Raw genomic sequence first — 12,890 nt, 5'->3', positions numbered from 1 at the left:
TCATCTCTGATACCGGAGGTGGCGCTATGAGTTTTAGTGAGGCCGTTGTCTGGCTTCTCCCTGGCGGAGTCGCTGTTTACGTGCTCATCTCCGTGTTCGTCTCCCGAGTGCGGCACGTCCGTCGACATCGCGCCAAGTTCCACGCCATCGCGGACGACGTCACCGTTTCCAAGGCCAATGTTGGCGAGCGTGACCAGGCCCCGCGGCACGATCCCCCGCGTGTCGATGGTCCGCACAAGTCCGTGACGGGCGCGGGGCGGTCAACCCCCCGAGCCCTCCGCGCCCGTCACGTTCCACGGAGTGCGTCATGAGCGGCGCTAGCGACGATGCGTTGAAGGCGCTCACGGCTCGACGCTTTCGCCCGATTCAGCTTCCCGAGTTGATGATGTTCACCTTTGGGCACGACGAACCGTTTATCGACGTTGTCCTAGCCCGGAGCGAGGACGACGCCACGGCTTACCGATCTCGTGTCGACGAGAACGACGTCAGGTTCGACGCGTTGGCGCCGGGCAACGTCGTGTGGTGGCGTAACGGCGACTTGCCCGCCGTTGTCGACGAGCTGCTCGACCTGCCTCGACCGGACGAGCCGCGGGCACCACGCCTGGTAGTGCCAACACCAAGCAGCCTATGGGTTCCGCCGAGTACACGGCCCGTCAACCGCGAACGTTCGTTCCTGGAAATTTGACATTTTCTCCGACTATTGAATAGTGGTGTATTTCATGCCTGGAATCGGCGTGTTCAGTTGGGTTCTGATCATTATTGCTGCGTTGAGTGCGGGAGCGCTCGCGTACTACTTGCGGCCGTCGATCGGTCGCCATGCGCGTAAACCCGCCCGCATGAACATCGACGAGCCAATCTCAGCGGACGACGTCGAAACCACGGTCGTTCTCGGGAACCTCTATGGGGCGGACCTCATCAGCGGGTACGAGACATACGACCGGTACCCGGAATACGTCTACGAGGAAGAACAGTCCGCACTCGTCCGCCCCTACCTGCTGCACCACCTTCGGACGATGGACCCCGAGCGGACAACGGAACTTGCCGCCTTCAAATGGCTCGACGATGAGGACTACGCGGCCCCAGGGACGCCGGTACTGGTCGCCGCGTGATTCCGCTCGCCGATCACCCGGTTACCGGGTTCCTGGGGGTAACCGTTCGTAATGACCAGCCCGGCCCGCTCTAACCGGTTGGGGCTCGCGAGCGCCGCGGCGCGGGCGCAAGTCTTGATCACGCGGCAGGACACAACAGAACAGACTCCCCGTATTGATGCGGACCTGAACGCATCGCGCCGAACGGGGCTCAACTTGCCAGACACAACCAGTGTTCGGCATGAGGAAAGGAACATCGAATGACCGCGATTCTCGCACCGGTCGAGTTCGCCGAGGACCCGATCGCCTCGCACTCCGCACAGTTCGCGTTGGCGGCCTCGTTCAGCCAGCGATCGACTGACTGTGTGCCGTCGTCCGCGGAGCTGCGACCGTGGAACCTGCGTGCGATGCAGGCGCCCGCGGGAACGAGGCACCCGCTGCCGGAGTACAGGTACGACCACGAGCAGCAGACCGCAGTCACCCCCGACGGCCGCACGCTAATCGAGATCGTCGACGCGACCGCGAACTCGGTGTCGGACAACGACGGCGACGAGGGCCGGTCGGAGGACTGGAGTTACGACGCTGTTCTCGACCAGCCGTCCCCTGCTGCATGACGGTTCTGATCCTGGCGCGTGACTTCGACATGAGCGCCGACAACATGGTGCGCGCACTGCGCGAACGTGAGGTCGACGTGTGTCGGGTCAACACGGCCTGGTTCCCTGCGCAGCTCAGCGTCTCCGCTGAGCTGCGCGGGGGGCACTGGTCCGGAACGCTGCGCACAGAACACCGAACGCTCGACCTCGACGAGGTGCGAGCCGTCTGGTACCGCAGTCCCGAGGCGTACCAGCTCCCCGCCGAACTCAGCGCGGCCGAGCGGCACCACGCGTTCATGGAAGCGAAGTACGGCCTTGGCGGTGTGCTCGCGTCACTCCCGGTGCTGTGGGTGAACCATCCCGCCCGTGCCGCGGACGCGGCGTACAAGCCGGTTCAGCTCGCGACCGCATCTCGGTCGGGCCTCAGTGTGCCCAACACGGTGATCACGAACGAGCCGGCGACGGTGCGGTCGTTCGCCGACCGCGGCAAGACGGTTACCAAGCTGCTCGGAGCGTCGTCGATCTACGAGGAAGGGCAACGCAAGGTCGGCTTTACCCGGCTTGTCGACGAGGCCGACCTCGCGGACCTCCGGGGGATCGAGGTCACCACGCACTGTTTCCAAAGCTGGGTGCCGAAGTCCTTCGAGACTCGCGTCACGGTGGTGGGTGAGACCATGACCGCGGTAGCGATCCACGCGGGGAGCGCGAGCAGTTACGTCGACTGGCGCACGGACTACGACGCGTTGTCGTACGAGCTGACCGACTTGCCCGACGAGGTCGCCCGCGGTGTTCGCCGGCTGATGGACAGCCTTGGATTGACGTACGGAGCCCTCGACTTCGTCGTCACGCCCGACGGCGAATGGATTTTTCTGGAGGTCAACCCTGGCGGTCAGTATGGGTGGATCGAAGCGAAGACAGGGGCGCCACTGACCGACCAACTCGCCGAACTACTTGCGGAAGGGACACAGTGATACCGACAGATGTCGACTGGGCCGCCCGAGCCGAGGGGCTTGCCGACACCCTGAAAGAGCGTGGCGACCTCCACGCCGAGGCTTGGCGTGTTGCCGTCGCTTCGGTCCCGCGGCATGTGCTCGTGCCGAAGACGTACCAGCAGGACGGCCAGACCGGGGAATGGCGCGAGATCGACACCGCGTCGCCGGAAGGGCTCGACCTGGTGTACTCGCCGGAAACCTTGGTCACGGCGCTGGAAGACCGGAACGGGCATCAGTACGCGGTGTCGTCGAGCACGAAACCCGATCTCATGGTGCGGATGCTCGAACTACTCGACATCAACGACACGCACCGCGTCTTGGAGATCGGGACCGGCACGGGCTACAACGCCGCGTTGCTCGCGCAGCGCCTCGGCGACGGCCAGGTGTTCAGCGTCGACGTTGACGCCGGCCTCGTCGACGGCGCTCGTGAGCGGCTCGCCGAGTTCGGTTGCCGTCCGACGCTCGCCGCGGTGGACGGTGAGCACGGCCTACCCGACCACGCGCCGTATGACCGGATCATCGCGACGTGCTCGGTTCCGTCCGTTCCCTGGCAGTGGGCCGAGCAGCTCACCGACGACGGGCGGGTGCTGGTCGATCTCAAGCTCGCGGTCGGTGCCGGCAACCTGGTGTACCTGAACCGGAAGCCGGGGCGACTCGAAGGTCGGTTCACCGAACGGTGGGCGGCATTCATGGCGATGCGACACGAGGGAGACCTCGTCACCGCGAACCGGCCGCGGTCTACCGATCGCGCCGAGCGCACCACCAACACGCCGGCCCAACCTTGGTGGTCGCACCGCGTCGTCTGGTTCCTGGCGCAGTTCGCCCTACCGCGTGGCGTCTCCTACGGGATGCGCCTCGATCCGGACACCAGGAAGCCCACCGCGGCGACGCTGTCCAGCCCGGATGGTTCGTGGGTCGAGGTCGCCCTCGACGAGGTCGACGGGGCGCACCAAGTCGTCGAGGCCGGAGTCACCGCGCTGTGGGCCGCTGTGGAACAGGCATACGAGCAGTGGCGCGACCTTGGCGAACCGGACTGGCCCCGCCTGGGGCTGACCGTCACCCCCGACGGACAGCACGTGTGGCTCGACGAGCCAGACGGCGAGGTCAGTTGGACCGTGCCGCGGTAGCCGCTGAGCAACAGCGTTCCGGCGCCACTTCGCCTAAGCGGTCAACGAGAAAGAGCCGCCCCGCACCCGGTGAGGGTGCGGGGCGGCTCTTTCGGTGCGACGACCGAAACGTACTGGTCTGTTGCGGTAGCGGTGGGATTCGAACCCACGGAGGGGATCAACCCTCAAGCGTTTTCAAGACGCTCTCCTTCGGCCGCTCGGACACGCTACCCGGCTTGCTGATCAGCGTATCCGAGTGCCGAAGTCGTTATGTCAACCGGCGTCTCCTACGGCGTATGGCTGTCTGACCTGCGGTAGGTCGGGGGCTGCGCCGAGCCAAGCAGTACGCGGGTGAGCCAGTCGGGCAGCCGCGGCTCGATCCAGCGCACGAGCGGGTAGACCACGCCGAGCACGATCGGCAGCACGACCAGCTCGCCGGCGCTACCGAGTGCGCCGGTGACGAAGTCGGGCACGCCGAGGGAGACCAGCCACGCGACCAGGGCCGACCAGGCGACCGGAACGACGGTACGTAGCCACGAGATGAAGCGATCAGACATGTGTTTCTCCACAGGTGGGGACAACTTTGGGGACAACTTCGAACATGTGTGCGATCTAGTCGCGTTCGGCGAGTTCGCGGTCGCCCTCGGCGAGCGCCTTCTCGATCTCGCCGACGGCGACCCACGCGCGTTGGCCGAGCACGCCGAGCACCAGGCCGAGCGCGACGGCGAGCAGGACGGGCACCGGTCTCACCCGCCGAGCAGCCGGCGCCAGGTGTTCGGGCCGACGATGCCGTCGACCGCGAGCCCTGCGCGCTGCTGCATGTACTTGACCCGTGCCTCGGTGGCCGGGCCGAAATCGCCGTCGACGGCGAGCCGGGACAGCGACGGGTACCAGGCGTTCAAGATCCGCTGAGCCTCCGAGACCGCGGCGCCCTTGGAACCGCGCCGGATGGTCGGCCGGGCGCCCGGCGTCGGTCCGGGTCCGGGCTGACCTCCACCGCCGAGAACCTGCTGCACGCGCTCGGCGGTGAGCGTGCGCGCGGAGTGCCACGAGTGTTCGACGTGCAGGTGATCGGTGTGCGGGTGGGTGCCGTTGTATGGGCGCCACCCGGCGTGGGGGTAGCTGCCCGACCAGATGCGGCGGTTGTAGATGACGCACTGAATGCCGAGTTCCGCGGAGTTCGCGACGAGCTTGTCGGCGAGGACCTGCGCCCAGCCGGCGCCGACGGGCACGCCGAGGTCGGCCGCGCGTCCTTCGCCGTGCAGGCTGGTCGACTTGGTGCCGGGGATGCCGCGGCAGTTGTAGATGCCGAGGTTTCGCCCGCCCTGTCCGCCGTAGGCGCCGAGGAACCACGCCATGAGCGCGCGGGCGCCGCTGCTCGGCGAGCCGGTGCAGGATCGAGCCGGCTCGTATCCGACGTAGATGCCCATACCTCACACCCCCTCGGCGGCCGGCGTCGCCTCGGCGGCCGGCTCGACGTAGTCGGGGTGGGCCGGGTCGGTGATCTCGTCCGGCGTCGGGTCGGGGGCGGTCGGGTCGACGACGTCGCCGGTGTCGGGAATGACGGGTGTACTCATGCGTTCCTCTCATTCGATACAATTCGCTCGCCCCGTAAACGGGCGCACCAAATCCGCCCTCGCCATGAGAGCTAATCAGGCTTGCTTTAGATGGGCCTACAAATCGACGCCAGTTGTCATGTGTCGCGTGAGTTCTTCCCGGTATCGATTTCGGTCAGCGTTAACCCTTGCCGCATCGTTCGCCACTAGCATTCGCAGCGCCGCGAACTGGTCATCGTCGGCGATTTTCGCAGTTCTCTTGATGGTGGAGACTTCATCGTCGCGAAGCAGTCTGGCCTCAGACTTTAGGTTTCTGATGGCGGCATCGGCGAGAGCGACCTCGTTTTCGAGCACGGTCCCAACATCGTCGGGGGTTGATCTTTGGGCAAGTCGGGCACGCGCGTATTCGACATTGAGTTGCAACTGTTGCGCCTCAACTGCCTTACCTAACGAAGGTTCCATCATGCCTGGCGTGGTCGGGGCGCCGCGGTAGCCGTGCAGACGCCAGTTGAGCACCTGCACCGGGTCGTCGACGTCGTACAACTCCATGTCGCACGCAATGGCTGAGCGCGGCAGAATGTACAGTTCGATGCCATATTCGGTGTGCTGCACAATCCGATAGCACGGACCGAGACCCTGCTCGTTCGTTATCGCTGAGCTGGCAATCTTGATGTCCACTAGTCAGCCGCTCCTGATTATCAGCCAATGGATGTCAATTTCTGCACCCTTGCCCCAGTTGAATTGAAACCCGTTGAAGTCCCATCGGCTGACTCCCCAAGTAATACCGTCTTGAGGGTTTCCCGTGACAAGGGTGCAGTGCGGGACCGGTGGCGCTGAAACCACGGTCGATCCGTAATCTATGCGTACCGAGAACGCGCCAGGGTTGATGTGGGTAATGCCGAAGCCGAACATGGTTGTGCGTCCCATTCCGCGAGGCAGAATGCCATCAATAGAAACTCGGCCGTCGCCGGGCGCATTGAAGGCAACCGGGGTGTTGCCGTTGCCGAACGCACTACCCAGTCGCCACCCGCCACCCTTGCGCAGGATCAGCTCGGAGCGGCCGGACGAGTTGCCGACCTGCTCGGCCGAAAGTGACCAGAGGGTTCCGTCTTCGCGGCCGTGCACCGTGGGCTCGAACCCTGGCGAGCCGGCCATGCCGGTGAAGTAGATGCCGGGGTATCCGCCGAACACGCTTGCGTCGACGATGGCGCGAACCCCACTGGTGCCGGTGCGCAAGGTGCCGGCGATGTCGGCCGCGCCGGTACTCGCCGAGACGTCGACGGTGCGCGTGCCGGAGCTGTTCCACGCCCGTAGCCCGTCCTCGTCGAGCTGCACCCGCGGGTTGGTCGCCGAGGTGCGGATCGTCGCGCCGGTGATCACCTTGCCGTCGATGGCGTCAGCCGAGAGCTTCTCGGCGGTGATGGTGTTCGCCCGGATCGCCGAGGCGGTCACCGATCCGACGGCGAGCTGATCCGCGGTGATGCTGTTCGCGACGATCTTGTCGCCGTAGATCGGCCGGCCGATGAGGTCAGGCGGAACGAGCGGTTTCGTGCTGATCGTCGCCGGCTCGGATGCGGCCGAGGTGTTGCCGCTGCGATCAAGGGCGGTGAGCCGGAAGGTGCGCGGCTGGTTGTAGGGCTGTCCGGCGACGACGAGCGTGCCGGCGCCCTCCAACTGCCCGACCCGCGCCGGGTCGGCTGAGACCTTCGGGGCCACGGTGAGCAGCCCGACCGAGGCTCGCGGCCATTCGAGGTAGACACCGGCCGCGGTGCCGTCCAGCTCGGCGAGTTCGGCCTCGGTGAGCGTGGCGGTGTGCACGCTCGCGCCGTTGACAAACACCTCGACCGCGCGACCGGACACCGACAGGCCGAGCGTCAGGTCGTCGAGCGTGGCGCCGGCGGGCAGCGGGATCGGGGTCGCGCGGCTGTTGGTGTCGGAGTCGACGAACAGCGCGAGGTCATTGCCCGCGGAGTTCCGCCGCGCGAGCACGTACACCGCGCGCTCGCGGTAGGGCCATTCCGGGGACGGGCCGGGGCGATACCGGGCGTAGACGCCGGCGCGGTACTGCGTCCCGACGGCGAGGTTTCGCGCGGTGACGACGTAGTCGCGGGCGCCGGTGTCCCGCGTGGCGAGCAGGTCCGAACCCGAAGTCAAGGTCAGCTTTCCGTCGGCCACGGTGTAGGCGGGTTCCGAACCGGACAGCAGCACCGACCACGTGTTCGGGTCGAGCTTGTTGTCGCGGTACGGCCAGTTCTCCGACCAAATCGGAACGTCGCTGCTTGCCGACATCCACACGTCGAGGTGGGAGAAGTCCGCGGGCATGAGCTCGCCGGCGGCGCCCTTGCCGTCCCACTCGACGTGGATCACGCCGAGGCGGGTCGTCAGCCGCGGCGCGGAGGGAACCGGCGGCGCCTCGGTGTCCGCGGCGATGGTCACCGCGGACGGCGCGGAGAACGGCCCGAAGACGCCGGCCTTGCTCACCGCGCGCACCTTGAACGCCCATTCGGTCCCCACGTCGTAGGGCGAGCCGGTCGCGGTGTTGTCCGGGTGGGTGGTCTCGGTCAGCTTCGACCAGGGCAACCCGACGACGTTGGGTCGCTGGTACAGCTCGTACCGGGCGACCTCGATCACCGTGCCGTCGACGGCTTTGTCGACCCTGCCCCACGTGGCGGTGATCTGGCCGCGGGCGGCGCCGTCGGAATCGAGGTAGGCCGAGGTCGCCATGATCAACCCCGCCGGTGCGGCCGGCTCGCGCGGGTCCGGACCTTCCGGCGCGGGCCGGGCGCCGCTGCCCCCGGTCGCGGTCGCTCCGCCCACAATGCCCGCGGTGCGCTTGGCGAGGCGCAGCTCGCGCTCGATAAGCCTGTCGTTCAACACCAGGTTGCCACCGAGCGTGCCGGCCTGGTCGCGGGTGAGGGTGATCTGCCGCAGGCGCAGCGGCACCAGGGCGCCGGCGTCGCCGGGGGCGAGCACGTAGTCGCCGGGCCGGTAGTGCTTGAGCGGTAACCACTTCGCCGCGGCGAAAGTGAGCCCGCGGGTGACCTGTACGCGCTCGCGGCCGGTGCGGTCGAGTTCGGCCTCGGCCAACAGGCGCATGGTGCCGGGGTCGCGCACCCCGCCTTGGGTGATGAACCCTTCCCATCGTCCCCACGGGGCCGGCGCGTTGGGGTTGGTCAGTTCGAGCCGGGCCGCGCCCTCGCCCTTAACGTAGACCGCGGAGGCGACGTCTTCGAGCGTGCCGGTGTCCGGGGCTTCGGTGATGTCGCGGCCGAGGCGCAGGTCGACGGGGCTGTCGCCCTCGGCGAGGTTGCGGCCGAGGGTGGTGTCGGCGTTGAACACCCGCAGCGTGCGGCCGGACAGGGTCCAGTCGAGCACGCCCTGCTCGGCGAGGTTGTCGAGCACGGCGAGCACGTCGATACCCGGCTCGTAGTAGATGGTGAGCACCTTCGACCAGGCGGCGCCGGCGCTGTCGACGGTCGGGGTGAAGTCGACGACCAGGCCGGCGAGCGCGCCTCGCGCCTTGGCCTCGGCGACGAGCGTGCCGAGGATCGTGCCGGGGGTGGCGGACAGAAACGGCCGTTTGCCCTCGGCGTTGTCGCGGTCGGAGGGGAACAGCCGAGCTTTGCGGAGCATCCACGCGTAGGCGGGCAGCTCGAACGCGCGGGCGCCGGTCGGGTCGGTGACGTCGCCGCTGCGCTTGATGCGCAGGAACCGGCCGCCGTCGACCTCCGACCAGGTGCCCAAGGTGGGGTCGTAGGTCTCGACGGCGACCTCGATCGGCGTGGCGAGCGCGGCGGCGCCGGGCGCTTTCAGGGGGTAGGACAGGCGGAGCGAGCCGACGTCGTCCAGCGGCAACGCGACCTCGACCGACAACGGCACGGGCAGCACGCCGAGGCGGTCGCCGTTGGGCGCGTGGGCGACGAGCCGCACATCGAAACCGGTCACAGGTACGCCCTTCCCGCTCGCAGCTCGATGAGCGTCGCCTCGGTGGTGCCGGTGCCCTCGACGAGCACCTGCACACCACGGTCGTGGGCGGATGTCACCGCGGCCGGGGTCAACGCCAGGAACCGGAACCCGGAGCCCGGACCGCCGGTGATCACGCGGCCGGTCGCGTTCGCCTCGGTGCCCTCCCAGGTGACGCCGGGCGCTTCGTGGGCGTCCATCCGGCCGCAGTGCACCCGCAGTTGCCGGCCGGTGGCGAGCGCGCCGGGGTAGGCCACCCATCCGCCGGTGGCGGTGTCGGTGACGCGCAGCCCGGTCACGGGGCCGGTGATGCGCAGGACGGCGTCGAGCACGGGCGCCGTCGCACCGTCCAGGGTGGCCACCCGGACCGGGGCGCCGAGGGTGGTCGTTGACCAGGTCGACGGCGTGACGTCGCGCCAGAACACGCCGGGTACGCGCAGCACCACGGCCAGGCGGGCGCGGGCGGCGCCGAGCCACACCTGCGGTTCGGAGGCGGTCACGACCTTGGCCTCGGCGCGTAGGTCCGAGACGCCGGCCGCGGGTGAGTACCGGACGTCGAGCAACCGGTGCCGCACGCCGAGCAGCGCGTACACCGCGCGCATGTTGAGTTCGAGGCCCTGCGCGCCCTGGTCGACGCCGGCCGGGTTCACGCCGGTGATTCCGAGGGTGAGCCCGATCGTGGTCGCCTCGACGTCTTCCCCGACGAGCGGCAGCTCGCCGGGTCGTCCGGGCACCGACACCGCGGCCGTGCGCACCCCCGGCAACGGCCGAACCTGTGTTGCGGCAAGGAGTTTCCAGCAGCCGGCGGGGTGATCCAGCGGAACACCGTCCACTGTGTAGGTCGCCACCGAATCACCCCCACCCGAGCGCGCCGGCGTACTGCAACCCGCGGTTGACCGTGGTCGAGGTCGGTTCGGCCTGCGGGTAGTGGTTGGTCACGTGGACCACCGGGCCACCGCCGGCCGCACCGCGGCGAGCCTCGAACGGCGCGAGGTTGCGCACGAAGTCCACCCCCGCCGGTGCAGCGATCCGCGGCGCGGGAATGACCGCGGGCGGAATTGGCGGAGGGGTCGCCATGTCCAAGAACGCCCGATTGAACTTGTCGGACATCTTGTCAACGCCGATGATCAAACCCTCGCCGATGTTGATGCCGGCGCCCATCATGAGCCGGGAAGGCGAGTTGATACCAAAGAAGCTCTTGACTCCCTCCCAGGCGGAGCTAACAAAGCCCATGATCTTGTCTTTGATCCACTTGCCGACTGCGCCAATTCCATTGACGAGGCCCTGAACGATGCTCTTTCCGGTTTCGTACAACCAGCTTCCGGCATCGCGTAGCATCCCGAGCAGAACGCCCGGTAAGTCACGGAAGATTCCGACGACGAGGTCAATTCCGCCGCGAATGGCGCCCTTGAGCATTTCCAGGGCGCCCGACGCGATTTTCTTGATGCCCTCCCAGGCTCCCGACCAATCGCCCTTGACCAGCGACATTGCCGTCTGGATGATCCCGGATACGACCGAGACCGCGCCCTGAATAATCGGCACGATTCCGTTCTGGAAAACGGAAATCACGGTTCCGAGCAGCGAATCGAGGATAGGTAGCGCAACCGACGTAATGATGTTGATCAGCGGCTCGAAGTCGCTCACCAGTCCGGCGAGTCGCTCGCCGACAAAACCGATCGCACCGGCGAGCAGATTTCCGAGAAGCTCGATCAGAGGCGAGGCGGCAGTCACTACGAGCGACAGGATTTCGGCCGCTTTCTGGATAATCGGAACCAGTCCGACGGCCAGTTTTTCAATCAGCGGCGCCGCTGCGTTCGCGATCGTCGAGAAAACACCAGCTATCGCGCTAAGGGCAGGCGATAAAGCGCTCACGATCTGGCCAACCAGTCCACCGAGAACGCCGAGCAAATTGTTTACCGCGTTTCGGAACTGCTCGTTACCGGCGTATAGGGCGGTGAGCAGGCCGAGCACGATGCCGACGGGGCCGGTCAGGAACGACAGCGCGCGGCCGAGGCCACCGACGCCACCGACCAGGTTCAGCAGCGGGCCGACGAAACGGCCGATGGTGCCGAAGACGGTCCCGAGTCCGGCGAGCACGCCGGACAGCGGGCCGAAGGCGACGGCCGCCACGCCGGCCGCGGTCGCGATGCTGGTCAACAGGGCCGGGTTGGCGGCGAGGTAGTCGGCGAGCCGCACGACGTAGGGGGCAAGGCGTTCGATCGCGCCGGCGAGCTGCTCGGCGAGCACCCGCGCGAGCAGGGCCGCCAGGGGCGCGACCGCGGCGAAGACCTGCCCGAGCGGGCCGACCGCACGGGACAGGGACGCGACGGCCTCGCCGATCACGGGGCCGATCTCGGCCACGGCCGGAGCGATCGAGTTCGTGAAGGCGTTGCCCAGCTCGAACAGCACCGGGCGCAGCCCGGAGCCGGCCGCGGAGATGCCGCCGAAAATCTGCGTCAGGGCTTGCATTCCCTCGGCCGAGCGCAGGAAGTCACGCGCGGCGCCGGTGGCCTGCACGAGCACCGACAGCGTCGTCACGCCCGAGCCCTGCGCGGCCGAGAAGACGGCCGCGATGATGCCGCCGACGTTGCCGAGCAACTGAGCAAGATCACCGACGGCCGACATGCCGTTGCTGATCCACTCGGCGAGTTCGCCGGTTTGCCGTGCTGTGGCAATGAAGTCGGCGAACCGCTGTGCGGCATCACCGGCGCCGGCGGACAGACCGGGGAGCATCTCCGCGCCGACCGCGGCGACGTCGCGGAAGACCGCGAGCAGCGGGCCGGTTGCGCCTGCGAGGTCGGCGACGACGGTCTCTGTCGAGGCGAAGATCGCCCGCGTGTCGTTCATCGTCTGCGCCTCGCGCAGGAACCCCGCGGCGCCGGCCGCGGCCACCCCGAAGGACGAGGCAACGCCGGTCATGCCCTCGCGCAGGATCGGCAGATACGACCCGCCAAGCTGACGGACAACCGAGCCCATCTCGGCGAACAGCTCTTGCTGTACCGACCGCTGAACCTCGCGCCACGCCGGGGATAGCTCGCGCACGGCGACCGCGGTCTCGCGTGCACTCGGCGCGAGCTTGTCGAGGGACTCGGCGAACTTCTTCGGGTCGTCCATCGACGACATGGCCTCGCCGAAGCCGGACATGCCGACCTTGAGCGTGACCATTGCCGCCGCACCCGCGGTGATGGCGGCAGGGAGCAGCAGCAGGGAACCCGAGGCGGTCGCCGCCCCGCCGGCGAGCGCGCCCAAGCCGGAGCCGGCGAGGTTGGCCGCGCCCGCCATCACCCCCAAGCGCAGCGTCGCGCCCCCGACGTTGGTCACCAGGGCGGCGACCACGCCGGTTACGCCGCTGACAACCCCGAAGATCGAGCCAATGCCGCCGTTGAGACCGCGGGCGAACCCTCGGCCGGAAGCGTCGCCCTCGGCGACGAACCGGCCGCGGACATCCCGTAGCCGGCCGTTGGCGTCGCGGCTGAACCCGTCAAGTTCCTTGCGTCCCTGCGCAAGTCCTCGACGCCAACCGGAGTTGTCAACCGAGAGGTAGCCGACAAGCTCGCCGATCGTCAGTGCCACGGGGTCACCCCCCGCGGAC

At 67.9% G+C, this 12,890-nt stretch carries 13 protein-coding genes and 1 tRNA gene; 5 read left to right on the top strand and 9 right to left on the bottom strand.

What is annotated here, in order from left to right:
• The first annotated feature begins 307 nt into the window (after nt 1-307).
• From ACFQGD_RS31380 to ACFQGD_RS31360, 5 genes are all read left to right on the top strand, one after another.
• Entirely contained in the window at nt 308-685 is a 378-nt protein-coding gene (locus ACFQGD_RS31380) for a hypothetical protein (protein WP_345391561.1), read from the top strand.
• A gap of 34 nt (nt 686-719) precedes the next feature.
• On the top strand, nt 720-1,109 hold the full coding sequence (locus ACFQGD_RS31375; RefSeq protein WP_345391558.1) for a hypothetical protein: 390 nt from the start codon (nt 720-722) through the stop codon (nt 1,107-1,109).
• A gap of 239 nt (nt 1,110-1,348) precedes the next feature.
• Nucleotides 1,349-1,702: a putative ATP-grasp-modified RiPP gene (gene tgmA, locus ACFQGD_RS31370; RefSeq protein WP_345391555.1), complete on the top strand. Its 354-nt coding sequence runs from the start codon at nt 1,349-1,351 to the stop codon at nt 1,700-1,702.
• Entirely contained in the window at nt 1,699-2,652 is a 954-nt protein-coding gene (gene tgmB, locus ACFQGD_RS31365; protein WP_345391552.1) for an ATP-grasp ribosomal peptide maturase, read from the top strand. Before tgmA ends, tgmB begins: the two co-directional genes overlap by 4 nt.
• Nucleotides 2,649-3,800, top strand: coding sequence for a methyltransferase domain-containing protein (locus ACFQGD_RS31360; RefSeq protein ID WP_345391549.1), 1,152 nt, complete (start codon nt 2,649-2,651; stop codon nt 3,798-3,800). Before tgmB ends, ACFQGD_RS31360 begins: the two co-directional genes overlap by 4 nt.
• Nucleotides 3,801-3,924: 124 nt before the next feature.
• Here ACFQGD_RS31360 and ACFQGD_RS31355 read toward each other — a convergent pair.
• The 9 genes from ACFQGD_RS31355 to ACFQGD_RS31315 form a co-directional block, all read right to left on the bottom strand.
• Nucleotides 3,925-4,011, bottom strand: a tRNA-Ser gene (locus ACFQGD_RS31355).
• Nucleotides 4,012-4,066: 55 nt separating this feature from the next.
• Nucleotides 4,067-4,336, bottom strand: coding sequence for a hypothetical protein (locus tag ACFQGD_RS31350; protein WP_345391546.1), 270 nt, complete (start codon nt 4,334-4,336; stop codon nt 4,067-4,069).
• Between the two features lie 55 nt (nt 4,337-4,391).
• Entirely contained in the window at nt 4,392-4,529 is a 138-nt protein-coding gene (locus ACFQGD_RS31345) for a hypothetical protein (protein WP_390221126.1), read from the bottom strand.
• Nucleotides 4,526-5,209, bottom strand: coding sequence for a peptidoglycan-binding domain-containing protein (locus ACFQGD_RS31340; protein WP_345391538.1), 684 nt, complete (start codon nt 5,207-5,209; stop codon nt 4,526-4,528). The genes ACFQGD_RS31345 and ACFQGD_RS31340 overlap by 4 nt, the downstream gene beginning before the upstream one ends.
• A gap of 3 nt (nt 5,210-5,212) precedes the next feature.
• Nucleotides 5,213-5,356: a hypothetical protein gene (locus tag ACFQGD_RS31335; protein ID WP_345391535.1), complete on the bottom strand. Its 144-nt coding sequence runs from the start codon at nt 5,354-5,356 to the stop codon at nt 5,213-5,215.
• 96 nt (nt 5,357-5,452) lie between these two features.
• Complete coding sequence (locus tag ACFQGD_RS31330; RefSeq protein ID WP_345391533.1) at nt 5,453-6,013, bottom strand: hypothetical protein; 561 nt, start codon at nt 6,011-6,013, stop codon at nt 5,453-5,455.
• 3 nt (nt 6,014-6,016) lie between these two features.
• Nucleotides 6,017-9,280 carry a hypothetical protein gene (locus ACFQGD_RS31325; RefSeq protein WP_345391530.1) on the bottom strand — a complete coding sequence of 1,088 codons (3,264 nt, stop codon included), beginning with the start codon at nt 9,278-9,280 and terminating at the stop codon, nt 6,017-6,019.
• The gene (locus ACFQGD_RS31320; protein ID WP_345391527.1) at nt 9,277-10,146 is read right to left on the bottom strand and encodes a hypothetical protein; all 870 of its coding nucleotides are present in this window, start codon (nt 10,144-10,146) and stop codon (nt 9,277-9,279) included. The genes ACFQGD_RS31325 and ACFQGD_RS31320 overlap by 4 nt, the downstream gene beginning before the upstream one ends.
• A 4-nt stretch (nt 10,147-10,150) precedes the next feature.
• Nucleotides 10,151-12,871: a phage tail protein gene (locus ACFQGD_RS31315; protein WP_345391524.1), complete on the bottom strand. Its 2,721-nt coding sequence runs from the start codon at nt 12,869-12,871 to the stop codon at nt 10,151-10,153.
• Between the last annotated feature and the right edge of the window lie 19 nt (nt 12,872-12,890).

The sequence above is a fragment of the Haloechinothrix salitolerans genome (assembly GCF_042662605.1).
Lineage (GTDB): Bacteria > Actinomycetota > Actinomycetes > Mycobacteriales > Pseudonocardiaceae > Haloechinothrix_A > Haloechinothrix_A salitolerans.
Note: the sequence above shows the minus strand (reverse complement) of the source record. Positions and strands in the feature narration are given on the sequence as shown.

Coding starts and splice junctions, on each gene's coding strand:
- ACFQGD_RS31335 (WP_345391535.1), bottom strand. CDS start 5,356: ATGAGTACACCCGTCATTCCCGACACCGGCGACGTCGTCGACCCGACC.
- tgmB (WP_345391552.1), top strand. CDS start 1,699: ATGACGGTTCTGATCCTGGCGCGTGACTTCGACATGAGCGCCGACAAC.
- tgmA (WP_345391555.1), top strand. CDS start 1,349: ATGACCGCGATTCTCGCACCGGTCGAGTTCGCCGAGGACCCGATCGCC.
- ACFQGD_RS31350 (WP_345391546.1), bottom strand. CDS start 4,336: ATGTCTGATCGCTTCATCTCGTGGCTACGTACCGTCGTTCCGGTCGCC.
- ACFQGD_RS31380 (WP_345391561.1), top strand. CDS start 308: ATGAGCGGCGCTAGCGACGATGCGTTGAAGGCGCTCACGGCTCGACGC.
- ACFQGD_RS31375 (WP_345391558.1), top strand. CDS start 720: ATGCCTGGAATCGGCGTGTTCAGTTGGGTTCTGATCATTATTGCTGCG.
- ACFQGD_RS31340 (WP_345391538.1), bottom strand. CDS start 5,209: ATGGGCATCTACGTCGGATACGAGCCGGCTCGATCCTGCACCGGCTCG.